The sequence below is a fragment of the Devosia sp. Root105 genome (assembly GCF_001424865.1).
Taxonomy (GTDB): Bacteria; Pseudomonadota; Alphaproteobacteria; order Rhizobiales; family Devosiaceae; genus Devosia_A.
This window is the reverse complement of the sequence record NZ_LMCR01000018.1, coordinates 149,410-172,424: the sequence shown is the minus strand read 5'-3', so window position 1 is coordinate 172,424 and position 23,015 is coordinate 149,410. Positions and strand designations below refer to the sequence as shown.

The window sequence follows — 23,015 nt, the reverse complement described above, 5'->3', positions numbered from 1 at the left end:
CGCCCCTTTAAGGCTCAATCCCAGCTCAGGGCGCCCCCGTTCTGGTATTCGATGACGCGGGTCTCGAAGAAGTTCTTCTCTTTTTTCAGATCCATCGCCTCGCTCATCCAGGGGAAGGGGTTTTCGGTCTCGCCGAACACCGAGGCGAGGCCGAGCTGGGCGCAGCGGCGGTTGGCGATGAAGTGCATGTATTGCTCGCAGAGCGCCGCGTTGAGGCCGAGAAAGCCCCTCGGCATGGTGTCGCGGCTATAGGCGGCTTCGAGCTCCGCGGCCTTCCTGATCATGTCGCGCACTTCGGTCTGGAACTCGGGCGTCCAGACATGCGGGTTCTCCGCCTTGATCTGGTTGATCACGTCGATGCCGAAGTTCAGATGGATGCTCTCGTCGCGCAGGATATACTGGTACTGCTCGGCGATGCCGACCATCTTGTTGCGGCGCCCCAGCGACAGGATCTGCGCGAAGCCGGTATAGAACCACATGCCCTCGAAGATCACGTAGAAGGCAATCAGGTCGCGGACGAACGCGCGGTCGGTATCGGGCGTGCCGGTGGTAAAATCCGGATCGTCGAGGTGCTGGGTGAAGTTCAGTGCCCAGGCCGCCTTGTCGGTGATCGAGGGCACCTCGCGATACATGTTGAACAGCTCGCCCTCATCGAGGCCGAGGCTCTCGACGATGTACTGGAAGGTGTGGGTGTGCACCGCCTCCTCGAAGGCCTGGCGCAGCAGATATTGCCGGCATTCCGGGTTGGTGAGGTGCCGGTAGATCGCGAGGACAATGTTGTTGGCGACGAGGCTTTCCGAGGCGGCAAAGAAGCCGAGATTGCGCTTCAGCGTGTGGCGCTCGTCATCGGTGAGCCCATCCTTCGATTTCCATAGCGCGATGTCGGCCTGCATGGAGACTTCGGTCGGCATCCAGTGGTTGTTGCAGCCGGCGAGGTATTTCTCCCAGGCCCATTTGTATTTGAGCGGCAGCAGCTGGTTGACGTCGGCGCGGCAGTTGATCATCGCCTTGTCGTCGACCGAGACACGGCCGCCGGCACGGTCGATGCGGGCCTCCGCGGCGGGCGGGGCAGGGGTGGGGGTGTTGAGGTCTGAGGACCAATCGAGGGACATTCTGGATTTCCTATCGGATGGTGGCGCGTCCCCTCACCCGTCCCGGCTTCGCCGGTCCACCCTCTCCCCGACGGGGAGAGGAAAAGTGGTGGCCACTGCGCTCTCCAGATTCTTCTCCCCGTCGGGGAGAAGGTGGCGCGCAGCGCCGGATGAGGGGTTCTGGCTCGGAACGAGCGGTTCTTCTGGCGTTACTGGCAGGCTTCGCAGTCGGGGTCGTCGATCAGGCAGGCCGGCCCGTCGAGCACGGCCATTTCGAGCGCCAGCTTCTTCGGCGTCTCGACCACCGGCGCGGCCGCAGCCAGCGGCGTCACCGCCACGGCGTTGAGCTTGCCGTCCGTCCCCTTCAGCGTCGACTTCTCGACATGCGTCGCCGAGCGCGAACGCAGGTAATAGGTGGTCTTCAATCCCGCTTTCCAGGCCGAGCGGTAGAGGCTGTCCAGCGCTTTGCCTGAGGGGTTGGCGAGGTAGAGGTTGAGCGATTGCGCCTGGTCGATCCATTTCTGCCGGCGCGAGGCGGCGGCGATCAGCCAGCTGGCATCGAGCTCGAAGGCGGTGGCGTAGATGGCCTTGAGGTCGTCGGGCACCCGGTCGATCTGGCCGACCGAGCCGTCGAAATATTTGAGGTCGGAGATCATCACCTCGTCCCACAGGCCGCGGGCCTTGAGGTCGCGCACCAGCAGCGCATTCACCACGGTGAAATCGCCCGACATGTTCGATTTGACGTAGAGGTTCTGGTAGCCCGGCTCGATCGACTGGCTGACGCCACAGATGTTCGAGATGGTCGCCGTCGGGGCAATCGCCATGGTGTTGGAATTGCGCATTCCGACCGACTTGACGCGGGCCCGGAGCGCTTCCCAGTCGAGCCGCTGGCTGCGATCGATATGGATCTCGCTGCGGGTTGCGGCGAGCATTTCGAGGCTGTCGATCGGCAGTACGCCCTTCGACCACAGTGAGCCCTGGAACGAGGCGTAAGCGCCGCGCTCTTCGGCGAGGTTAGTCGAGGCGGTGATGGCGTAGTAGCTGATCGCTTCCATCGAGCTGTCGGCGAACTCCACCGCGGCATCCGAACCATAGACGATGCCCTGCGCCTGCAGCGCGTCGGCAAAGCCCATGAGGCCGAGCCCGACCGGGCGGTGGCGGAGGTTGGAGCGGCGGGCTTCCGGGATGGTGTAGAAGTTGATGTCGACGACATTGTCGAGCATCCGCATGGCGATATCGACGGTGCGCTTGAGCCGCTCGAGGTCGAGGCCTTGGTCGCCGATGTGGGCCAGGAGGTTGATCGAGCCGAGATTGCAGACCGCCACCTCGTCCTTGCTCGTATTCAGCGTGATCTCGGTGCAGAGGTTGGACGAGTGCACCACCCCGACATGCTGCTGCGGCGAGCGGATGTTGCAGGGGTCCTTGAAGGTCACCCAGGGGTGGCCGGTCTCGAACAGCATGGTCAGCATCTTGCGCCACAGATCGAGCGCCCGGACCGTCCGGAACACCTTGATCTGGCCGGCCGCCGCTTTCGCTTCGTAAGCTTCGTAGGCCGCCTTGAAGGCGGGGCCAAAGAGATCGTGCAGGTCCGGCGTCTCGTCGGGCGAGAACAGCGTCCAGTCGGCGCCGGCTTCGACGCGCTCCATGAACAGGTCCGGCACCCAGTTGGCGGTGTTCATGTCGTGGGTGCGGCGGCGGTCGTCGCCGGTGTTCTTCCGCAAATCGAGGAACTCCTCGATGTCGACGTGCCAGGTCTCGAGATAGGCGCAGACCGCGCCCTTGCGCTTGCCGCCCTGGTTCACGGCGATGGAGGTGTCGTTGGCCACCTTGAGGAACGGCACAACGCCCTGGCTCTCGCCATTGGTGCCCTTGATATGGGCGCCGAGCCCCCGCACCGGGGTCCAGTCATTGCCGAGCCCGCCGGAATATTTGGCGAGCAGCGCGTTGTCCTTCACGGCCTTGAAGATGCCGTCGAGATCGTCGGCGACGGTGGTGAGGAAACAGCTCGAAAGCTGCGGCCTGAGCGTCCCCGAGTTGAACAGGGTCGGGGTCGAGGCCATGAAGTCGAAGCTCGACAGCAGGTTGTAGAATTCGATGGCGCGGGCTTCGCGGTCGATCTCGCGCACCGCGAGCCCCATGGCGACGCGCATGAAAAACGCCTGCGGCAGCTCGAACACCGTGCCGGCGGCATGGAGGAAATAGCGGTCGTAGAGCGTCTGCAGCCCCAGATACTGGAACTGCTGGTCGCGCTCCGGCCGCAGCGCCGCGGCGATGCGGGCGATGTCGAAGCGGCCGAGTTCGGGGTCGATCAGTTCGAGCCCGATGCCGCGTTCGAGATAGGCCGGGAAGTACTCGGCATAGCGGGCCGCCATCTCGCCCTGCGTCGCCTGGTCGGGGCGCCCGGCGAGAAAGCTCAGCGCTTCACGGCGCAGCTTGTCGTTGAGCAGGCGCGCCGAGACATAGGCGTAATTGGGCTCGGTCTCGACCAGGGTGCGGGTGGCGAGGATCGGCGCCAGCGCCAGCTCCTCGGTCGAAATGCCGTCATAGAGGTTGCGGCGGGTCTCGGTGAGGATGGTCTCGGCGACCACGCCGTCGAGGCCGGCAGAGGATTCGGCGATAACGGTGGTGAGGCGCGCTTCGTCGAGCGGCGCGCCATCGGCCATGCGGATCGCGGGGGACGCGGCCGGCGCCACCGCCTTGTCGGCGCGGGCCTTGGCGTGCTCCTCGCGGTAGAGCACATAGGCCCGGGCGACCTTCTGGTGTTCGCCGCGCATCAGCGCCAGCTCGACCTGATCCTGCACATCCTCGATGTGGAACACCCGGCCGTCCTTGGCCCGGCGGACCAAAGCCGCCACCACTTCGCCGGTCAGTTGCTCGACGATCTCGTGCACCCGGCGCGAGGCCGCCGCCTTGTTGCCTTCGACCGCCAGGAACGCCTTGGTCAGCGCCACGGCAATCTTGCTCTGATCGAACGGCACGGTGCCGCCATTGCGCTTCAGCAGCGAGAAGCCCGGCGCATTGGCCGCCTGCGGCTCAGGTGAGGTGACGACGACCGGGCGGCCGGTGTCGGAATGGACGATCTCTGAAGTGGACATGTGCCTCAAGTAACCCCGTGAGTGGCAGCGGGGCTTTCCGAGGTCGCGAAACGGCGCACAGGCGCATCGGCCCAGGCGTTTTCGCGGCCAACCGGTGCACCCCGCCCGTGGACGAACTAACCTGTCGTGGCAGGTATCTGGCTGGCCGGCAGCGCCGGCTATCACAGTTGCGGGGGCAGCGCCGGACTGGAGCAATTGCCCGCACCGGCTTCCCTATTATCACCCGTCCTTGCGAACCGAGTGACCACGACACACTAGATGTAGTGTGCCTGTTCGGGATTCGCGTCAATGGGTTGCGACAGAATCCGCCGGGCGGCCAGCTTGCTGTGATGGGCGGGATATAAAGAAATCTTTATGTCCCGTTGACAGCGCCCCATCCCTGCGGCAACCTCACCCCGTCCATGGTCCCCGCAAGGGGATAACAGGGAATCCGGTACGGGGTGGTCCCCAAGTCCGGAGCTGCCCCCGCAACTGTAGGCGGTGATGGGCGCTCAACGAGCCACTGGCGAGAAGCCGGGAAGGCGAGCGTTCAGGATCCTCGCGAGCCAGGAGACCTACCGTGGAAGTGATTGTGCACTTGCAGTCGATCGGGCGGATCGGCGAGAGGACCAGACCATGACGAACCATCGTCACCACTTCCGAATGCGTCGCTGAACCGGCGGCCTTTCGTTGTCGCGCTTTCGAACCGGAAAAGTCTCACAACTTTTCCTGAAAACGCTCCGGCGACCGGCTCCATCCTGATCAGCTTTTTTGCCCGCGCCTTTCGGCGCCGGGCTCGTTCACGCATCGGAAACCCCATGACCCGTTCAGCCAATCTCGGCTTTCCCCGTATCGGCCTCCATCGCGAATTGAAGAAATCCCTCGAAGCCTACTGGAAGGGGGCGATCGATGCAGAGGCCCTCGACGCCTCCGGCCAGGCGCTGCGCGCCCGCCATTGGCAGTTGCAGCGCGACGCCGGCATCGAGGTGATCCCGTCCAACGATTTCAGCTTTTACGACCACGTGCTCGATATGACCGCGGCACTCGGCGCCATCCCGCCACGGTTCGAGGCCATCGCCGACCCGACGGAGCGCTATTTCGCCATGGCGCGCGGCACGGCCGCGGCGCCGGCGATGGAGATGACCAAGTGGTTCGACACCAACTACCACTACATCGTGCCGGAGCTGCATCGCGGCCAGCAGTTCCGCCTTGCCTCGAGCAAAGCGGTCGACGAGGTGCTCGAGGCGAGGGCGCTCGGCATCGAGACGCGGCCGGTGCTGGTCGGTCCGGTCACCTGGCTGAGCCTCGGCAAGCCCAAGGATGACGGGCTCGACCCGCTGACCCTGCTCGACGGCGTGCTGCCGGTCTATGCCGAACTGCTCGGCACGCTGAAGGCGATTGGCGCTGAGTGGGTGCAGATCGACGAGCCGATCCTGGCGCTCGACCTCAGCGTGGTGCAACGGGCGGCGCTCCGCCGTGCCTATGAGGTGCTGCAGCCGGTGGCGCCGCGGATCATGCTCACCAGCTATTTCGGCGCGCTCGGCGACAATACCGAGCTCGCCGTCGGGCTGCATGTGGCGGGGCTCCATATCGATCTGGTTCGCGCCCCCGAGCAACTCGCCGGGGTGCTGAAGGCCCTGCCGGCGGATAAAGTGCTGTCGGTCGGCGTCGTCGATGGCCGCAACATCTGGAGGGCCGATCTCGACCGGCAACTGGCGCTGGTCAACAAGGCGTGGGACAGCGTCGGCCCCGACCGCCTCGAAGTTGCCCCGTCCTGTTCGCTGCTGCACAGCCCGGTGGATCTCGAGGCAGAAACCGAGCTCGACCCCGAGCTACGGTCGTGGCTGGCTTTCGCCACCCAGAAGCTGGGCGAGGTGTCGGCGCTGACCCGCGCCATGCAGAAGGGCCCGGCAGCCGCGAGGGCCGCCTTCGAAGCGAGCGCCGCCGCGGCCCTGTCGCATCGGCAGTCGCCACGCATCCACCGCGCGGAGGTGAAGGGCAGGGCGGCTGCCAGCCTGCGGCTCAATCGCGCCAGTCCGTTCAATGTCCGCCGCGCGGCGCAGCGCCGGCGCTTCGGCCTGCCGGCCTTCCCGACCACCACGATCGGCTCGTTTCCGCAGACGCAGGAAGTGCGCGAGCAACGTGCCGCGTTCAAGCACGGGCAGATCGACGCGGCTGCCTATCAACGGTTCCTCGAGGCAGAGACCGAGCGGGCAGTGCGCATCCAGGAACGGATCGGCCTCGACGTGCTGGTGCATGGCGAATTCGAGCGCAACGACATGGTGGAGTACTTTGGCGAGCAGCTCGACGGCTTCGCTTTCACCAAAAACGGCTGGGTGCAATCCTATGGTTCGCGCTGCGTCAAGCCGCCGGTGATCTACGGTGACGTGTCGCGGCCCCAGGCCATGACGGTGCGCTGGTCGGCCTATGCGGCCTCGCTCACCGACAAGCCGATGAAGGGCATGCTCACCGGCCCGGTCACCATCCTGCAGTGGAGCTTTGTGCGCGTCGACCAACCGCGCGCCGAGACGTGCCGGCAGATTGCGCTCGCCATCCGCGACGAGGTGCTCGACCTCGAAGCGGCCGGCATCGGCATCATCCAGATCGACGAGCCGGCGCTGCGCGAAGGCCTGCCGCTGCGCCGCAGCGACTGGCAGGAATACCTCCGGTGGGCGGTCGATTGCTTCCGCATCACCGCTTCGGCCGTCGCCGACGCGACGCAGGTGCACACCCATATGTGCTACGCCGAGTTCAACGACATCATGCCCTCGATCGCCGAGATGGATGCCGACGTGATCTCGATCGAGACCTCGCGCTCGGCCATGGAGCTGCTCGAAGCGTTCCGCGATTTCCGCTACCCCAACGAGATCGGCCCCGGCGTCTGGGACATCCACGCGCCCCGCGTGCCGAGCCAGCCGGAGATGCTGGCGCTGCTGCGCAAGGCCGCGGAGGGCATCCCGGGCGAACAGCTCTGGGTCAACCCGGATTGCGGCCTCAAGACCCGCAACTGGCCGGAGGTCGAGGCATCGCTGCAGAACCTCGTGGAGACAGCCCGGCAGCTGCGGGCTTAGTCCTCGGGCGTGGGCGTAAAGTGAGGGGGGCGCTGCCGCAGGCGCCCCCATCCCAGGTGCCACCCTGGCGCAGGCAGGCCGGCCTGCCGATCAGGTAGTTGTCAGCCGCGCTGTGGTATCGGGCAGGGATGGAACCGAAGCTTTCATGGTGGGCAGTCCTCGCGGCCTTTTTTGTCCTCATGGTGACAGCGGCCGGCATCGGCGTCACGCTTGGGCTGCTGATCTCCATCCCGCCGCGATTGTGACTGCCTGCGCAAATAGGCGCATAAGCGCCCATCCTGTCAGCAAAACTACAGGCGCCAGGCGCTAAGCTATGAGCGTTGTCCCCGCGTTCGCGCCGCGGAAGGGACCTGCAGGCGTCGTCGGCAAGCGACACCTGCCTCACTGGGCTTTGGGGGCCGTCATAGCGGAAATGGACCGAGAACCGAGAGATCGGTGGTGGCTTTACGCCACCGTCTTCCTTGCGATTGTCACGGGAACGACAGCAGGGCTGGTTGCCATGATGATCTGGGCAAGGCTGTAGCAGGGAGCTGTGGAAGGCCGCCGTGGTGTCATCGCCGCGGCCACCCCGTTCGCGCCACGTCATCCCGGCCTTCGCCCATAGGCGCTAAGTTACGACCGCGCCCACCGAGTTTGGGGCGCTGCCGGGTGGCAAGCTCGCCGATGGGCGCCGCATAAGAGCAGTGGAAATCGCCTAAACTTAACGCATATGGGCGAAGGCCGGGACCCATCCTGAGATGCTTGGGCTTGCCTGCGCAACCGCACGACGCTCTGCAAGTCCCCCAAACTCGGTGTCATCCCCGCGAAAGCGGGGAACTCCGTTTTGCGATCGTGCAAAGGCCAAGAAAACAGAGGTTCCCGCTTTCGCGGGAATGACCCGGTGGGTGGGGCACGACTCTGACTTGCCGCCAATGCGCCTGCGCCGGAGAGCCAGTCGCGTTGTGAGGCGCCGCTGCTGGCGACCTCACCGAATGTCCTCAGCCACGCCGATCGGCGGGTCTTGACTCTGCTACTCAGCGATACTATCTACCGGTAGTCAGTAACGCAGACTAGCACGAGGTGCCCCGGTGGGCAAACAGATGACGGAGATGCTGAAGGGAACGCTGGAGGGGATCGTGCTCGCCATCCTCTCGATGCGGGCCGCCTATGGCTACGAGATCACCGCCTGGTTGCGGGATCAGGGTTTTGCCGACATCGCCGAAGGTACCGTCTACGCGCTGCTGGTCCGCATCGAACAGCGTGGTTTCGTCGATGTCGAGAAGGTGCCGTCCGAGAAAGGGCCACCGCGCAAGGTGTACTCGCTCAACGCTCAGGGCCGCGAATATCTCGAAGAGTTCTGGAGGACCTGGAGCTTCCTCTCGGATCGCCTCAGCCAGCTCAACCAAGGAGACAAGTGATGTCCATTGCCAAGCTCGCCGCCAAAGTGATCGGCGAAAAGAAGCGTTGGCGCGAGTACAAGGCGCGCGTCAAGAAACTGCCCGAGCCGTATCGCAGCGCGGTCGATGCGTTCGAGCGCTACCTGATGGTGGCGGGTGGGGTGGTCGAGGCCGACGCGGCGGCCTCGCTGTTCGAAAACCTTGCCGACCTGTTCGAACAGAGCGCCGCCAATCAGACGCCGATCCGCGACATCGTCGGGGACGACCCGATCGAATTCATCGAAGCCTTCATCCGCAATTATGCGGAAGGCGACTGGCGCGCCCGGGAACGGCAGCGGCTGATCAGCGCCATCGACAGCGCCGCCGGCGACAAGTCGTAACCAGCCAGAACGGATAGACAAGATGCGAACCGACCAGGTTCTGAGCCCCGCAATCCATGTGCGGGGCCTGACGAAGTCTTACCAAAAACTCGAGGTGCTGCGTGGGGTGGATCTCGAGGTGGAGCGGGGCAGCATCTTTGCCCTGCTCGGTTCGAACGGCGCCGGCAAGACCACGCTGGTCAAGATCCTCTCGACGCTGCTCAAGGCCGACGGAGGTACTGCCGCGGTCAACGGTTTCGATGTGGCAACGCGGGCGGCGCGGGTGCGCGATTGCATCAGCCTCACCGGGCAGTTCGCGGCGGTCGACGAAATCCTCTCCGGCCGCGAGAACCTCGTGCTGGTGGCCCGGCTGCGGCACCTCAGGGATCCCGGCGGCGTCGCCGACCAACTGCTCCGCCGGTTCTCGCTCAGCGAGGCGGCGGGCCGCAAGGTCTCGACCTATTCGGGCGGCATGCGCCGCCGGCTCGACATCGCCATGAGCCTGATCGGCAATCCGCCGGTGATCTTCCTCGACGAGCCGACCACTGGGCTTGACCCCGAGGCGCGCCTCGAGGTGTGGCAGGCGATCAAGGAACTCGCCCGCAACGGCACCACGGTGCTGCTCACCACCCAGTATCTCGATGAGGCCGAGCAGCTCGCCGACCGCATCGCCATCCTGCACGAGGGCCGGATCCTCGTGAACGGCACGTTGGCTCAGCTCAAGAAACTGCTGCCGACCGCCACCATCGAATATGTCGAGAAACAGCCGACGCTCGAGGATGTCTTCCTCGCCCTGGTCGGAACGGGCGCTCACCAGCGCCCCGGCACCAACCGCGAAGGACAACTGCAATGACCAGGCACTTTGTCGGCGATACCGTCATCCTCTTGGGCCGCTCGCTGCGCCACATCACCCGCAGCCTCGACACCATCATCACCACCACGATCATGCCGATCATGTTCATGCTGCTGTTCGTCTATGTGTTCGGCGGCGCCATCAACACCGGTACCGAGTCCTATGTCAGCTACCTTTTGCCCGGCATCCTCCTGATCACCGTGGCCTCGGGCATCGCCTACACCGCGTTCCGGCTGTTCCTCGACATGAAGAGCGGCATTTTCGAGCGCTTCCAGTCGATGCCGATCGCCCGCTCATCGGTGCTCTGGGCGCATGTCCTGACCTCGCTGGTCGCCAACATGATTTCGCTCGTCGTGGTGGTGCTGGTCGCCCTGCTGATGGGGTTTCGCTCGGGGGCAGGGGTGCCGGACTGGCTGGCGGTGGGCGGCATCCTGATGCTGTTCACCCTGGCCTTGACCTGGATCGCGGTGATCCCCGGCCTCACCGCCAAAACCCCTGACGGCGCCAGCGCCTTCTCCTATCCGCTGCTGTTCCTGCCCTTCGTCAGCTCGGCCTTCGTTCCCACCGAGACCATGCCCGGCCCGGTGCGCGCCTTCGCCGAGCACCAGCCGGTCACCTCGATCGTCAACGCCATCCGTGACTTGCTCACCCAGCAACCGGTCGGCGCCGACATCTGGATCGCGCTCGTCTGGTGCGTGGGGATCCTGGTGGTGGCGTACCTGTTCGCCATGGCGGCTTATCGGCGGAAGATCGCGTAGTGCTAGCAGTCGGCGCACCGCTCCCGCTTGCGGGGGAGGGTGCGCCGACTGCCAATCCTCAGCTCCCCGACAACTCGCCGAGCGAGCCCGCAAGCGTATCGATCCAGCCCTCGTCGATCGGCCAGCCCAGGTGTTGGGCGGCGGCCAGCAGCGCGCCGCCGACGGGGGGAAGGCGGGGCAGGGATGGTGGCCGGCCGACATGCCTGGTGACGGCTCGCCGGAGCGCCGGGCTGGCGAACAGCCCGCCGGCAAAGCTCCAGGCCATTGTCGGCGCGGCGAGCCGTCGCTCCAGCGTTCGTACGTGCAAGGCGAGCTCGGCGGCCGCTGCATCGACGATGGCGCCGGCGGTCGGATCGCCCTGTTCGGCGAGAGCGAGGGCGAGCGGCGCCAGCGCGGCGATCTGCATGCGCGCTTCGCCCAGCCGCGAGGCCCAGCCTACCAGATCGTTCAGCCCGTCGGCGGACGCGAGGCCGAGCCGATCGAACACCGCGTCGACCAGTGCGGTGGGGGCGGCACGCTCATCGAGTGCCTTGCTGATCGCTCCAAGCACCCGGTTGCCGATCCAGTAGCCGCTGCCTTCGTCGCCGATGACCTCGCCCCAGCCACCGGTGCGGTGCGAGTTTCCCGCCGGGTCTCGCGCCCAGGCCATCGAGCCGGTGCCGGCGAGGATCAGGATGCCCGGCCCACCGGCGAAAGCGCCGATGTTGGCGGCGTCGACATCGTTGAGCAGGCGCTGCGGCGCTGCGCCGAACAGCTCGCCGATCGCCTGCCGCTGGGCCGTCGACGCCGCCTCGACTTCGCCATAGGCCGGCAGGGCTGCCGCGACGCCGGCCAATCCCGACGCGCCGGCAAACGGCCGGGCCAGTTCGGCCAGCGCCTCGCGCCAGCCCGGGCTTTCGAGCGGGCTGGTGCCGCGGCCCCGTTCCAGGCTGATCAGCTGTCCCCCGCGGTCGGCGCTGGCGATCAGCGTCTTGCTGCCGCCACCGTCAATGCCAACGATAATGGCCTGGGAGGGCGAGTGAGAATGGCGAGGCACGGGCGCCCTCCAGCTGTTGAGTTCCGGCAGGTCGGTGCCGTCGCGATCGATGTGGACCATAACCGGGTGCTTCGCGCCAGCCGCTGACGCCGACGAGTGTGAAGTGGGAGACTGGCGAGGGCTGGTGCGAGCTGACCCCCCTGTCCCCTCCCCCCTAGGGGACGCAATAGCGTTCCCGGAATGGGGAGGGAGACGCACTCACTGATGCCGGCGTTTTGGTCTCCCTCCCCCTTGCGGGGAGGGGACAGGGGTGGGGGGGCAGCCCGCACCGGCCTCGCCTCCCGCTACCGATAAGCCGGCAGCCAGTTGCCATGCGCTTCGATCAGCCGGTCGACCAGGCTCCAGATCTCATCCAGCGATAGTTCGGCCGCGGTGTGCGGGTCGAGCATGGCGGCGTGGTAGATGTGCTCGCGCTTGCCGGTCACGGCCGCCGCGACGGTCTGGCGCTGCACGTTGATCGAGAGCTGCATGATCGAGGCCAGGTGATCGGGGATGCGGCCGATACGGGTGGGCTGGATGCCATTGCGGTCGACATGGCAGGGCACTTCCACCACCGCGTCATCGGGCAGGTTCTCGATCAGCCCGCGATTGGGGACATTGCCGTAGATCAGCCCGGGCTCGCCGGTGGTGAGTGAGCGGATGATGCCGGCGGCATACTCGTTGGATTGCTCGACCTCGAGCGGTGCATCGCCCTCGAGGTCGCGGCGCAGCTGGTGCCAGTCGGCGATCTGCTCTTCGCAGCGGTAGAGATATTCGCGGATGCGCAGGTTGTACTGGTCCAGCAGGTCCGGCCGGCCGCGCTTCAGAAACCACGAGTTGTATTCGGAGAAGTGGACGCTCGACTCGGTAACGAAGTGGCCGACCCGCTTCAGCAGGTCGAAACGCACTCGGTCGTCGTCGGGGATCGGGCCGTGCTGGGCGATAGCCTTGAGGCGCGGATAGAGATCCTCGAAGGCGCCATCGGGCCGCACCTTGCCGAACTTCAGGTAGAAGGCGACGTGGTTGATGCCGGCGCAGAGATAGCTGAGGTCAGCCGGGTTCTCGCCCAGGAGCTCCGCCAGCTGGTGCGAGGTTTCCTGCACCGAGTGGCAGAGGCCGACGGTTTTGATGTGGGGGAACTGCTCCTTGATGGCCCAGCAGTTGATGGCCATCGGGTTGACGTACTGCAGGAGCGTTGCATCCGGGCACACCTCCTCCATGTCGCGGCAGATGTCGAACAGCACCGGAATGGTGCGGAGGCCGCGGAAGATGCCGCCAATGCCGAGCGTGTCGCCGATGGTCTGGTTGAGCCCAAAGCTGTCGGGCACTTCGAAATCGGTGACGGTCGCCGGCTTGTAGCCGCCCACCTGCATCATCAGGATGACGAAGTCGGCACCCTGCAGCGCGGCGCGCCGGTCCATCGTCGCCTCGACCTTGAGGTTGGTGAGCCCCAGGGTCTGGCCGATGCGGTTGGCGACGACGTAGGAGGTGGAGAGCCGGGTCTCGTCGATATCGTGGAGGCTGATGGTGGCGTTCTGCAGCGCTGGATTGGAGAGCACGTCACCGAGGATCGACTGGGCGAAGACGGTGCTGCCGGCGCCGATGAGACAGATTTTGAGCATGAGTTGTTCCTTCATCGCGAAGCGATGCCGAGGGGGTGGCTGGTTGGAGGCTGCGGGTCAGGGGTTACTTGATGCCGGTCATCGCTTGATCCCGGTGGTTGCGATCCCCTGGATCAGGAAGCGCTGGAAGAACAGGAACAGCAGCAGCACCGGCACGAGCGCCAGGCAGGACATGGCGAACACGGCGCCCCAGTTGGAAATGCCGGTGCCATCGACGAAGGTCCGCAGGCCCAGCGACACGGTGTATTTGCGCACGTCGCTCAGGTAGATCAGCGGCCCGAAGAAGTCGTCCCAGGTGAAGATGAAGGTGAAGATGGCTGCCGTCGCCAGCACCGGGGTCGAGAGCGGCAGGATGGCGTACCAGTAGACCTGCAGTGGGTTGCAGCCGTCGATGATCGCGGCCTCCTGGATCTCGTGCGGAATGCCGCGGAAGAACTGCACCATCATGAAGATGAAGAACGCATCGACCGCGAGGAACTTCGGCACGATCAGCGGCAGCAGCGTGTTGACCCAGCCGAGGTTGAAGAACATCACGTATTGCGGGATCAGCGTGACGTGATAGGGCAGCATCATGGTCAGCAGCAGGATGGCGAACAGTGGCTTTCGCCCCGGGAACTGCAGCCGGGCAAAGGCAAACGCGGCCAGCGAGCAGGCGATGAGGTTGCCGGCAATCGACAGCAGCGAGATGGTCAGCGAGTTGAGGAAGAAGCGGCCGAAATCGACGCTCAGCCCGGACCAGCCGCTGACATAACCGTCGAGGGTGAACTGCTGCGGGACCAGCGACGTGCTGCTGAAGATCTCCTCCTGCGGCTTGAACGACGCCGCCAGCATCCACAGCAGCGGATACAGCATGGCAAACGAGGTTGCGATCAGCAGCGCGTGCACGATCAGGCTGGCCAGGGGCCGGCGCGTGGCGCGGGCGGGGCGTTCCGGGCTGGTTGGCTCAAGCATCGTAGTAGACCCAGAAACGTGATGTGAGGAATGCGATGGCGGTGAAGATCGCGATGATGACGAGCAGCACCCAGGCCAGCGCCGAGGCGTAGCCCATGTGGAAGAAGCCGAAGGCCTCGCGGTAAATGTAGAGGGCGTAGAACAGGGTGGAGTTCAGCGGGCCGCCGGTGCCGCGCGACACCACGAAGGCCGGCGTGAACGACTGGAAGGCGTCGATCATCGCCACGATGAAGTTGAAGAAGATCACCGGCGTCAGCAAAGGCAGGGTGATCGAGACGAACTTGCGCAGCCTCGTGGCGCCATCGATGCTGGCGGCCTCATAGAGATCGGTGGGGATCTGCCGAAGCCCGGCGAGGAAGATTACCATGGGCGAGCCGAACTGCCAGGCGCTGAGCAGCACCAGCGACCAGAGCGAATAGCGCGGGTCGGAAATCCAGCTCGGTCCCTGGATACCGAACGGCGCGAGCAGCCCGTTCACCACCCCATCGCCGGCAAACAGCTGCCGCCACAGGATGGCAACGGCAATGCTCGAGCCGAGCAGCGAGGGCAGGTAGAAGATCGCCCGGTACACCGGCAATCCGCTGATGCCGCGGTTCAGGATCATGGCGAGGGCCAGGGCGAAGCAGAGCTTCAGCGGCACGGCGGTCACCACGAACATGAAGGTCACGCGCATCGAGGCCATGAAGTTCGGATCGGCGGTGGCGATCCGCAGGTAGTTGTCCGCGCCGATCCACTGCGGCGCCTGGAACAGGTCGAAGCTGGTGAAGGACAGGTAGAGCGAAATCAGCGTTGGGCCCATGGTCAGGCCGAGCAGCCCCAGCAACCATGGCGTCAGGAACAGATAGGCCGGGGCGGCCTTGCGCAGCGTTTGGCTGGTTCGCCGGGGCGAAGATGGCATGAGAGGGCTCGTTTGGAATGGTGCCGCGCTGGGGCGGGCGGGAGCCGGGCCAAGCGCGAGGCTGGCCCGGCGTCGGCATCAGGCGCGGGTGAGCACCGCTTCGGCCCTGGCGATATAGTCGGCAGCGGCATCGGCCGGCGACTTGGCGCCGAACGAAACCTCCTGCGAGGCGCTGCTGAAGGCATCGGTGATCTCGCCGTTGCCGGGCGGCTGCGGCGGCGGCAGCGCTCCGGCAAGTTCGCCCAGACCGGAGATGTAGTCGCTCATCAGCTTGTCGGCTTCATTCATCGAGGGGCCCAGTCGCTGGCGCACCGCCGCCGATGCGGGGATCCCCCGTTCGCTGCCGAGCGCCGTGGTGGCGCCCGGGTCGGTCAAGAGGAAGTTCAGCAGGGCGACGGCCGCCTCGGGGTTCCGGCTGCGGGCCGATACGGCGAAGAACTGCGACGGCTTCACGTAGAGCCCGCCCTTGCCGTCGGCGCCGACCCTCGGATAGGGCGAGAGCCGCACCGGATCGGGCGTAAAGCTCTGGTAAGCCACGTACTCGTTGGAGTTGGCCCAGGCCACGGCGGCGCGCGACTGGGCAAACAGCGAGTTGTCGATGCTGCCTTGCCCCAGAGCCTCGATATCGCCGGGCGGGATCGAGCCGGCGGCGCGCATGTCGGCCCACATCTGGAACCACTCGGTGATATCGCCGGCATCGTAGGCGAGCTTGCCCTGCGGGGTGTAGAGTTCCTTGCCGCGCTGGCGCAGCCAGGTTTCGAGCACCGGCTGGGCCGCACTGCCATCGGCCGTGCCGAACATGCCCTGGCGCTTGGTCTTCCTGCTAAACTCGGCGGTCAGCTGGGCAAACTGCTCCCAGGTGGTGGAGGCGTCGGGCGGCGCCACGCCGGCCTCCTCATAGGCGACCGAGTTGTAGGCGATGGCCACCGCGTTCACGCCGTTGGCCACGGCATATAGTTTTCCGCCGACCTTGCCGTTGTCGAGCACGGCCGGGTCGAAATCGCCGACCGAGAGAGCCGAGCCGACATAGCTGTCGAGGTCGAGCAGCACGCCGCGTGAGGCGTACTCGGCCAGGTACTCGATATCCATCTGCAGCACGTCCGGGGCGTTGCCGCCGGCGGACTGCGTGGCGATCCTCGGCCAATAGTCGTCCCAGCCGAGATATTCGGTATCGACGGTGTGGCCGGGGTGTTGCTGGGCATAGATCGCCAGCGCCTGCAGCGTCCGCTCGGCGCGGGACTGGCCGCCCCACCAGGCCATGCGCATGAGGGTATCTTCGGCGCGCGAAAACCCTGAAAGCCCGAGATAGGCCGCCGTCGCGGCGCCCCCGACCAGAAGCGTTCGTCTATCCATCCGTGTCATCATCTGTCTCCCTGTCATCCAGCCCGCGGGGGCCGTCATCCTCGCTGTAATATATTAGTATTTTCTTTCGATCGTCAACAGTATCCCCGGGCAGGGGCAGTGGTGTCGTCTCGGTCAATCGGGGCGTCAGCGGGCAGCCGCTGCCGAAGCTTATGCGGTCAGGCTGGCGCGCCGGGGCGACAGGCGCATCGCGGCGCTGCGGTCGAGGAAGAGGTGGCAGGCGTCGTGCTGCTGCAGGATGGAGGCAGGGCAGCGGTTGCTGATCTCCCCCTCCAGCACCTTCTGCACCGCGTCGGCCTTGCGTTCGTCCGATACCGTCAGGACGATGGTCCGGCTGCTCAGGATCCGCTGCACGGTCATCGAGATGGCATGCACGGGTACGGCGTCGAGGTCAGCAAACCAGCCCTCGCGCACCTGCTGCTGCCGGCAGGGCAGGTCGAGTTCCACCAGCTTGTAGGCGATGGTCGAGGTGAAGTCGGCCGGCGGGTCGTTGAACGCCAGGTGGCCATTTTCGCCGATGCCGGCGAACATCACGTCGATCGGATGGACGTCGAGCAGGAGGTTCAGCCGCTCGAGCTCGGCATCCAGATTCTCGGCGTCGCCCTCGATGAAGGTAAAGGCGCCCAGCGCGGGCAGCTTGTGGGTGAAGCGCTCTCTCAGGTAGCGCCGGAAGCTGGCCCTGGCGTCGGGGGCGATGCCCACATACTCATCGAGGTGGAACGCCGAAACGCGCGACCAGTCGACATGGGCTGCGGCGACCAGATGGTCCAGCATCTCGAACTGGCTGGCCCCGGTCGCCACGACGATATTGGCGTGGCCGCGCGCCGCAATGGTGTCGGCGATCGCCGCGGCTCCGAGGGCCGCGGCGGCCGCGCCGCTCGCCACCTTCGATTCGAATTCGTGAGTCACTATCATAGAGAAACCTCGGTGAAACGGGCCGGACCGGCCGGCAATTGTTCGTCCAGCAGTGGGGGCAGGGGCCCCCTCAGATGGTCGGCACGCGGTGAGCTTCCCTGGCGTTGACGAAATAATCGGGGTAGCTCGAACTGAGATGGTCGATGTAGGGGATCATCACCCCGAGATGGTCGTGCATGGCATTGCTCGCCGCCTCCACGTCCCGCGCGGCAATGGCGTCGCGGATGCGCTGGTGCTCGTCGACGGTGACGCCCATGCGTCCCTCCAGCGGCAGCGACAAGACGCGCAGCCGATCGAGATGCACCTTCATCTGCCGCACCATCGGCCAGAGCATCGAGAACCCGGCAGCGAGAGCGATGAGCTCGTGGAACTCTTCGTCGGCATCGTGAAAGCCAACCTGGTCGTCGATCGACACGGCCAGCCGCTGCTGGGCGATCAGCAGATCGAGGCGGGCGATATCCCGCTCGTTGGCCACCGCGGCCAGGCGGGTGACCGCCAGTTGCTCGAGCCCGCGGCGGATGATGATGGATTCGCGGATCGCCGCCTTCGGGATCAGGGCGACCGAGGTCCCCGCCTGCGGCTGCATATCCACCAACCCCTCGCCCTGCAGGCGGACCAGGGCCTCGCGCACCGGCGTCCGGCTCACGCCGAACAGCTCGGTCAGCGCCTTTTCCTGCAGCGGCTCCCCCGGCCGGAGCTCCATGCGGGCAATCGACTTGTAGAGCGCATCGTGGATCACCGCGGCGTTGGTGCGCCGCTCGGCCTGGTGCGGCCTTGCGAGGCCGAGGCTTGCGGCCAGCGTCGACGGGCTCTCCTGGATCGGTGTCTTCATTCGCATCTTCCTTGCCGGCGACAGGCAGTGGCGCCGGACGATTTACGGGCTAAATATATTAGTGTATCAGTCCGGTCAATGCGCCGGCTGACGACACTGATACATCGCATTCGCGGGGTGGTTTGAACAGCCGGTGCAGCAGAATACGCACCACTGCGATGCCCTCCGCCCTGGCCCCCGCGCACATGCCCGGGGGGCTTGTGCTGATCAACCTGAAGGAACGCGACGTGACTGACACCCAAAACGCCGAAATCGCGCTGGCCTATGTCGGCGGTGGCTCGCTGAACTGGACGCGGGTGCTGATGGCCGACCTCGTCCATGACGCGACGATTGCCGGCGAGGTCCGGTTGTTCGACCTCGATGCCGCCGCCGCCCAGCGGAACGCGGACCTGGGCAACAGCTATTCCGAGGCGCATGGGGTCAAGCTGCGCTACGTCGTGGCGGAGAGCCTCCAGGCGGCGCTCGCCGGCGCCGACGTCGTGGTCATTTCGATATTGCCCGGCAGTTTTGACGATATGGCCCATGATCTCGACCTGCCGGCCAAAGCGGGGATCCTGCAGTCGGTCGGCGACACCGTCGGGCCAGGCGGCTTTATCCGCTCGATGCGGGCGATCCCGATCATGGCAACCATTGCCGAGGCCATCGGCAAGCACAGCCCCAATGCCTATGTCTGCAACCTGACCAACCCGATGTCGGTGCTGACCGGGACGCTCTATCGGGTGTTTCCCGGCATCCGCGCCTGGGGCGAGTGCCATGAGGTGACCAAGCTACGGCACCTGGTGGCGCAGCTCGCCAACCAGCGCACCGGCACCGACCGGTTCGCCTATAGCGATGTCGACATCAACGTGCTGGGCATCAATCACTTCACCTTCGCCGACAAGGCGTTCGTCGGCGGCCGCGACTGGCTGCCGGATTACCTGGCCTTCGCCGCCGAGCATGCCGCAACCGGGTGGCGTGCCGAACCGATCGATCAGCACAACGAGGAGCAGCGGTATTTCGAGGATTACAACCGGGTGAAGTTCGACCTGACGACGCGGCTGGGCATCGCTGCCGCGGCCGGCGATCGGCACCTGGCGGAGTTCCTGCCGTCCAACTGGTACCTGGCAAACTCGGCCGACTGGAAATTCGGCCTGACGCCGGTCGATTATCGCCGCCGCAGCCGCAAGGCGACGCAGGAGGCCGATCGGCTGGCGGTGCAGGGCGGAACGGTGCCAGCGCTGCCGCCAGCCTCGGAGGAGGCGCTGGTGCCGCAACTGCGGGCGCTGCTGCGCGGCGAAACGCTGGTGATCAACGCCAACCTGCCCAACCAGGGGCAGCTGGAAGGCCTGCCTTTGGGCACGATCGTCGAAACCAATGCCGTGTTCTCCGGCACCGGTATTCGCCCGGTCTATGCCGGTCGCCTGCCGGCTGCCGCCGAAGCGCTGGTCCGTCCGCATGCCGAACGGCAGAATGCGCTGCTGAGCGCCGTGCTGGCCGGCGACCGCGGCACGCTGGAAAGCCTGTTCCTGACCGATCCGCTGGTCGCAGCGCTCGGGCCGCAACGCGGCGCCGAGCTGTTTGGGCAGATGGTGACCGCCACGAGCCACCAGCTGCCCGCGGCCCTGCGCTTCTGAACCCTCGAGGTCATGAACATGAGCGATGCATCCAAGCCCGCCGCTGCAAGAGTACCGTTGCGAACCAGCAATGCCCCGATCGAGCTGCTGTTGCGGGATTTCCGACCCGAGGCGACGGTGCGGCTGGTCGAGCACCACCCGCAGGCCTTCCCGCTACCAGCCTTCGATGCCCATAACCACCTGGGCCGCTGGCACACCGACGGCTGGGCCGTCGCGGATGTGCCGGCTTTCGTCAGCATGCTGGACAGCGTCAACGTGCGCGGCGTCGTCAACCTCGACGGCGGCTGGGGTGACGAGCTCGAAGCCAACCTCGATCGCTACGACCGCGCCCATCCCGGGCGCTTTGCCAGCTTCGCGCGCCTCGACTGGACGGACACCGGCAGTACCGGCTGGGGCGGTCGCTTCGCCGCCTCGTTCGCCGATTCTGCCCGGCGCGGCGCCAGCGGGCTGAAACTGTGGAAGGATATTGGCCTCGGCACCCGCGATGAGCAGGGAGAGCCGTTGTTTCTCGATGATCGCCGCCTGTCGCCGCTCTGGCAGGCGGTCGCCGCCTCCGGTGTTCCCGTGCTGGTCCACGTCGCCGATCCGGTTGCCTTCTTTCGCCCGCTCGATGCCAGCAACGAGCGCTACGAGGAGCTCTCGCACCACCCGGACTGGCATTTTCACGGGCCGCAGTTTCCGAGCTTCGAGCGGCTGATCGGCTCGCTGGAAAACGCAGTCGCGGACAACCCCGGCGTTGCCTTCATCGGCGCCCATGTCGGCTGCTATGCCGAGGATCTGGGCTGGGTGGACCGCATGCTGTCCAGCTATCCGAACTTCCACATCGACATTTCGGCGCGCATCGCCGAGCTCGGACGCCAGCCCCGCGCGGCACGGCGGCTGCTGCTGAAGCACCCGACCCGCGTCCTCATGGGGACCGATATTTTTCCGGCGCAGGCGAGCGACTACCGCCGCTACCTGCGCTTTCTCGCAACCGACGACGAGTGCTTCCCGTACTCCGATGACAACCCGCCCGGCACCGGACGCTGGAGCATTTCCGCGCTGGATCTGCCCGATGAGGTCCTGAAGCTGGTGACGGCCGAAAATGCCGTCCGCCTCATTCCGGCGTTCTCGGCAGGCGTTCTCCCGTAGGGAAGGGCGGAACGCAGGGGGCGTCTGCCCGACGTCTTTCGGCGGCGCGCCTCGTCCCGCCGAATCTATATGATTTCCCTATGCCAGGCCTGCTCCCTCCACATTGAAATCCGCATGTCTCCGGGACCAGCTTGAGGGCGCTGACGCCGGAAACCACTGGCGTTGCGAATTGCTCCAGGGATCAGCTGAGGAGTCGAAGATGGCTCACATTGCATTGAAGGCGTCAGAGGACGCCGCTTCCATTCCAGGCGCCGGGTCGGCCTTCGCCTCTTCCTATGGCAGGGCGGCGCTTGGCTATCTCGCCGCGCTCGCCATGACGGCCATCGCAACCGCCCTCGCGGTTGGCGTCGACCAGGTGGGGCCGATCCCCAACCTGTCGCTGCTCTTCGTCCTGCCCGTCGTCATCGCCGGGGTCAGTTTCGGCTTCGGCCCCTCGCTTGCCGCGGCGGTGCTCGGTGCGCTGGCCTTCAACTTCTTCCTCACCGAGCCGCGCCTGTCGCTCGCCGTCGATGATCCCTCCAATATCTGGGCCATCGGGCTGCTGCTGCTCATCGGGGTGATTGTCAGCGCCGTGGCGTTCACCTCGCAGCGCCGGGGCGCTGACGCGGCGTTGCTCAGAAGCCAGGCGAGCCGGCTCAGGGACTATAGCCGCGAGGTGATGGCGGCCGACAGTGCCGAGGCGATCGCCGCGAGCACCAGCAAGGCGCTGGCGGCGCTGTTCGGGGCTCCCGCCGCAGTGCTGCTGGTGGCGGGGGGCGAGGTGGTTTTCACCAGCAAGGTCGGCGGTGTCGATCTGGGGGCCCCCGACCTCGAGGCGGTTCGCACGCTGGCTGCGGGGGGAACCGGTTCGCGCGCCGGCGTCTATCCGGAACTGGCGTCACGCTTCGATTTCTGGCCGGCCGGACAGGGGGCCAGCCAACAGGCCGTCATCGGGCTGGCGTTCGAGCCGGACGAGCGCCCTGAGGCGCCGGAGCGGCTCATCGACGTGGTCGCCGTGCTGCTGGCGCTGGCGCTGCAGCGCCAGCGAGCCGAGGACCAAAGGTAAGACGCCGCAAGGCGGGGAGCCACGAAGCGCTCCCCGCTTTTGCCACCGGTTATTCCGGCAGTCGCGCCTGGTAATCGGTCAGCGCGTACAGCACGTCTTCGTCGTAGAGCGCGCGCAACTGCTGTGGCGGGAGCAGGTTGGCGACATCGAGGATGGGGAAGCCCTCATCGGCCCTGAATTTCACCAGTGCGCGTATCAGATCTGCCAGGTTTCCGGACTCCTCCGGATTGGGCTCCAGCAGTTCGAGCTTCTCCAGCGTCGACTTGACGGCCTGCAGTTCGGACGGGTCGAACTTGTCGGCTTCCTCTGGCGTCGTGGGCACGTTGGTGAAATTGCGCCTGGCGCGGGCGAGCCAAACACCCGCCTCCTCAAGGCCATTCTTGCCGCCGTTGATCAGGCGACGAACTTCCCGGAGGTCATCGGCGTCGGCCGGGCGGTTGGCGTTCACCGCCGCCCAGAACGAGGTCGCCACCTTGAAGCCCGTGTCGGGCTTTCGCACCTGCTCCGGATCGCCGACCAGATTGAGACCCAGCTTTTCGCCGCGTCGCTTGAAATTGTCGCGGCCGGTGAGCTGCATGAAGCCCGATCCACGGTAGGTCCACCCGTCATTGGGTTCGGTGTTGCCCAGCTGCTGGCGCCCGAACGCGCCGCCATACACATGGTTGGCGATGTCCTGCGGCCGGTGCTGCAGTCGTTCGGCATCGGCGGTGGTGACGCGTGACTTGAACACCTGCCGCAGTCGCTTGGCCGAGTAGTTGAGGTTCTCGTCGATGCGCGCAAATCCGCCGGTTTCGGTGGCGATCTGCGCCAGGAAGTGCTGGGCCCGGATCGGAGTGATGATCTGCTCTCCGATGACGTGGCGCCAGCCTTTGACGATCGCTTCAAGCAGATCGCTGCGCGCCCTGGGCGAGAACTTCGCCATCTTCTCTATGGTGATCAGCCCACCGCCACCCTCCTCGGGGTCGCAGTTCGGAGCCTCTTGCCCCAGGGCACTCAACGGCAGCAGCGGCACGATGGCCGAGCCGATCAGAACGCTTCTTCTCTTCACG

At 65.9% G+C, this 23,015-nt stretch carries 18 protein-coding genes and 2 riboswitches; of the genes, 8 read left to right on the top strand and 10 right to left on the bottom strand.

Features of this window, described 5'->3' with window-relative positions; all coding sequences use genetic code 11:
* Positions 1-14: 14 nt before the first annotated feature.
* Together ASC68_RS21110 and ASC68_RS21105 are read right to left on the bottom strand one after the other, a co-directional pair.
* Positions 15-1,112, bottom strand: a complete 1,098-nt coding sequence (locus ASC68_RS21110; protein ID WP_082528349.1) for a ribonucleotide-diphosphate reductase subunit beta — start codon at positions 1,110-1,112, stop codon at positions 15-17.
* Between the two features lie 188 nt (positions 1,113-1,300).
* Positions 1,301-4,186 carry a ribonucleoside-diphosphate reductase subunit alpha gene (locus ASC68_RS21105; protein ID WP_055883681.1) on the bottom strand — a complete coding sequence of 962 codons (2,886 nt, stop codon included), beginning with the start codon at positions 4,184-4,186 and terminating at the stop codon, positions 1,301-1,303.
* Positions 4,187-4,296: 110 nt separating this feature from the next.
* Positions 4,297-4,450: riboswitch (cobalamin riboswitch) on the bottom strand.
* Between the two features lie 121 nt (positions 4,451-4,571).
* A riboswitch (cobalamin riboswitch) is annotated at positions 4,572-4,763 on the top strand.
* A gap of 220 nt (positions 4,764-4,983) precedes the next feature.
* Between ASC68_RS21105 and metE the strand changes: the two genes are divergently transcribed.
* The 5 genes from metE (at position 4,984) to ASC68_RS21075 (ending at position 10,582) form a co-directional block, all read left to right on the top strand.
* On the top strand, positions 4,984-7,236 hold the full coding sequence (metE, locus tag ASC68_RS21100) for a 5-methyltetrahydropteroyltriglutamate--homocysteine S-methyltransferase (RefSeq protein ID WP_055883679.1): 2,253 nt from the start codon (positions 4,984-4,986) through the stop codon (positions 7,234-7,236).
* Between the two features lie 1,079 nt (positions 7,237-8,315).
* On the top strand, positions 8,316-8,633 hold the full coding sequence (locus ASC68_RS21090; RefSeq protein ID WP_197421333.1) for a PadR family transcriptional regulator: 318 nt from the start codon (positions 8,316-8,318) through the stop codon (positions 8,631-8,633).
* Positions 8,633-8,992 carry a DUF1048 domain-containing protein gene (locus ASC68_RS21085; RefSeq protein ID WP_055883671.1) on the top strand — a complete coding sequence of 120 codons (360 nt, stop codon included), beginning with the start codon at positions 8,633-8,635 and terminating at the stop codon, positions 8,990-8,992. Before ASC68_RS21090 ends, ASC68_RS21085 begins: the two co-directional genes overlap by 1 nt.
* Before the next feature lie 22 nt (positions 8,993-9,014).
* On the top strand, positions 9,015-9,824 hold the full coding sequence (locus ASC68_RS21080; protein ID WP_055883668.1) for an ABC transporter ATP-binding protein: 810 nt from the start codon (positions 9,015-9,017) through the stop codon (positions 9,822-9,824).
* The gene (locus ASC68_RS21075) at positions 9,821-10,582 is read left to right on the top strand and encodes an ABC transporter permease (protein ID WP_055883664.1); all 762 of its coding nucleotides are present in this window, start codon (positions 9,821-9,823) and stop codon (positions 10,580-10,582) included. The genes ASC68_RS21080 and ASC68_RS21075 overlap by 4 nt, the downstream gene beginning before the upstream one ends.
* A 58-nt stretch (positions 10,583-10,640) precedes the next feature.
* Here the strand turns inward: ASC68_RS21075 and ASC68_RS21070 are convergent, their stop codons facing one another.
* From ASC68_RS21070 to ASC68_RS21040, 7 genes are all read right to left on the bottom strand, one after another.
* Entirely contained in the window at positions 10,641-11,678 is a 1,038-nt protein-coding gene (locus ASC68_RS21070; RefSeq protein WP_082528348.1) for a BadF/BadG/BcrA/BcrD ATPase family protein, read from the bottom strand.
* Between the two features lie 224 nt (positions 11,679-11,902).
* Complete coding sequence (locus tag ASC68_RS21065) at positions 11,903-13,219, bottom strand: alpha-glucosidase/alpha-galactosidase (protein WP_055883661.1); 1,317 nt, start codon at positions 13,217-13,219, stop codon at positions 11,903-11,905.
* Between the two features lie 78 nt (positions 13,220-13,297).
* Entirely contained in the window at positions 13,298-14,170 is an 873-nt protein-coding gene (locus ASC68_RS21060; protein WP_055883658.1) for a carbohydrate ABC transporter permease, read from the bottom strand.
* The gene (locus ASC68_RS21055; RefSeq protein ID WP_055883655.1) at positions 14,163-15,068 is read right to left on the bottom strand and encodes a sugar ABC transporter permease; all 906 of its coding nucleotides are present in this window, start codon (positions 15,066-15,068) and stop codon (positions 14,163-14,165) included. Before ASC68_RS21055 ends, ASC68_RS21060 begins: the two co-directional genes overlap by 8 nt.
* A gap of 78 nt (positions 15,069-15,146) precedes the next feature.
* Positions 15,147-16,421 (bottom strand): ABC transporter substrate-binding protein, encoded by a 1,275-nt coding sequence (locus tag ASC68_RS21050; RefSeq protein ID WP_055883651.1) that lies wholly within the window; start codon positions 16,419-16,421, stop codon positions 15,147-15,149.
* A 159-nt stretch (positions 16,422-16,580) separates the two neighbouring features.
* On the bottom strand, positions 16,581-17,345 hold the full coding sequence (locus ASC68_RS21045; RefSeq protein WP_055883648.1) for a glucosamine-6-phosphate deaminase: 765 nt from the start codon (positions 17,343-17,345) through the stop codon (positions 16,581-16,583).
* 70 nt (positions 17,346-17,415) lie between these two features.
* Entirely contained in the window at positions 17,416-18,177 is a 762-nt protein-coding gene (locus ASC68_RS21040; protein ID WP_082528346.1) for a GntR family transcriptional regulator, read from the bottom strand.
* A 227-nt stretch (positions 18,178-18,404) separates the two neighbouring features.
* Between ASC68_RS21040 and ASC68_RS21035 the strand changes: the two genes are divergently transcribed.
* The 3 genes from ASC68_RS21035 (at position 18,405) to ASC68_RS21025 (ending at position 21,966) form a co-directional block, all read left to right on the top strand.
* Positions 18,405-19,790: an alpha-galactosidase gene (locus ASC68_RS21035; protein ID WP_082528388.1), complete on the top strand. Its 1,386-nt coding sequence runs from the start codon at positions 18,405-18,407 to the stop codon at positions 19,788-19,790.
* A gap of 18 nt (positions 19,791-19,808) precedes the next feature.
* Positions 19,809-20,921 carry an amidohydrolase family protein gene (locus tag ASC68_RS21030; RefSeq protein WP_055884403.1) on the top strand — a complete coding sequence of 371 codons (1,113 nt, stop codon included), beginning with the start codon at positions 19,809-19,811 and terminating at the stop codon, positions 20,919-20,921.
* 199 nt (positions 20,922-21,120) lie between these two features.
* Positions 21,121-21,966 (top strand): DUF4118 domain-containing protein, encoded by an 846-nt coding sequence (locus ASC68_RS21025; RefSeq protein WP_055883645.1) that lies wholly within the window; start codon positions 21,121-21,123, stop codon positions 21,964-21,966.
* A gap of 49 nt (positions 21,967-22,015) precedes the next feature.
* On the opposite strand, the gene ASC68_RS21020 is transcribed toward ASC68_RS21025, so the two are convergent.
* The gene (locus ASC68_RS21020; protein WP_055883642.1) at positions 22,016-23,014 is read right to left on the bottom strand and encodes a glycoside hydrolase family 19 protein; all 999 of its coding nucleotides are present in this window, start codon (positions 23,012-23,014) and stop codon (positions 22,016-22,018) included.
* Position 23,015: the final 1 nt, after the last annotated feature.

Bases quoted from the DNA above. Each gene is read 5' to 3' on its own strand.
- ASC68_RS21110 (WP_082528349.1), bottom strand. From the start codon at position 1,112: ATGTCCCTCGATTGGTCCTCAGACCTCAACACCCCCACCCCTGCCCCG.
- ASC68_RS21105 (WP_055883681.1), bottom strand. From the start codon at position 4,186: ATGTCCACTTCAGAGATCGTCCATTCCGACACCGGCCGCCCGGTCGTC.
- metE (WP_055883679.1), top strand. From the start codon at position 4,984: ATGACCCGTTCAGCCAATCTCGGCTTTCCCCGTATCGGCCTCCATCGC.
- ASC68_RS21090 (WP_197421333.1), top strand. From the start codon at position 8,316: ATGACGGAGATGCTGAAGGGAACGCTGGAGGGGATCGTGCTCGCCATC.
- ASC68_RS21085 (WP_055883671.1), top strand. From the start codon at position 8,633: ATGTCCATTGCCAAGCTCGCCGCCAAAGTGATCGGCGAAAAGAAGCGT.
- ASC68_RS21080 (WP_055883668.1), top strand. From the start codon at position 9,015: ATGCGAACCGACCAGGTTCTGAGCCCCGCAATCCATGTGCGGGGCCTG.
- ASC68_RS21075 (WP_055883664.1), top strand. From the start codon at position 9,821: ATGACCAGGCACTTTGTCGGCGATACCGTCATCCTCTTGGGCCGCTCG.
- ASC68_RS21070 (WP_082528348.1), bottom strand. From the start codon at position 11,678: ATGGTCCACATCGATCGCGACGGCACCGACCTGCCGGAACTCAACAGC.
- ASC68_RS21065 (WP_055883661.1), bottom strand. From the start codon at position 13,219: ATGCTCAAAATCTGTCTCATCGGCGCCGGCAGCACCGTCTTCGCCCAG.
- ASC68_RS21060 (WP_055883658.1), bottom strand. From the start codon at position 14,170: ATGCTTGAGCCAACCAGCCCGGAACGCCCCGCCCGCGCCACGCGCCGG.
- ASC68_RS21055 (WP_055883655.1), bottom strand. From the start codon at position 15,068: ATGCCATCTTCGCCCCGGCGAACCAGCCAAACGCTGCGCAAGGCCGCC.
- ASC68_RS21050 (WP_055883651.1), bottom strand. From the start codon at position 16,421: ATGGATAGACGAACGCTTCTGGTCGGGGGCGCCGCGACGGCGGCCTAT.
- ASC68_RS21045 (WP_055883648.1), bottom strand. From the start codon at position 17,345: ATGATAGTGACTCACGAATTCGAATCGAAGGTGGCGAGCGGCGCGGCC.
- ASC68_RS21040 (WP_082528346.1), bottom strand. From the start codon at position 18,177: ATGAAGACACCGATCCAGGAGAGCCCGTCGACGCTGGCCGCAAGCCTC.
- ASC68_RS21030 (WP_055884403.1), top strand. From the start codon at position 19,809: ATGAGCGATGCATCCAAGCCCGCCGCTGCAAGAGTACCGTTGCGAACC.
- ASC68_RS21025 (WP_055883645.1), top strand. From the start codon at position 21,121: ATGGCTCACATTGCATTGAAGGCGTCAGAGGACGCCGCTTCCATTCCA.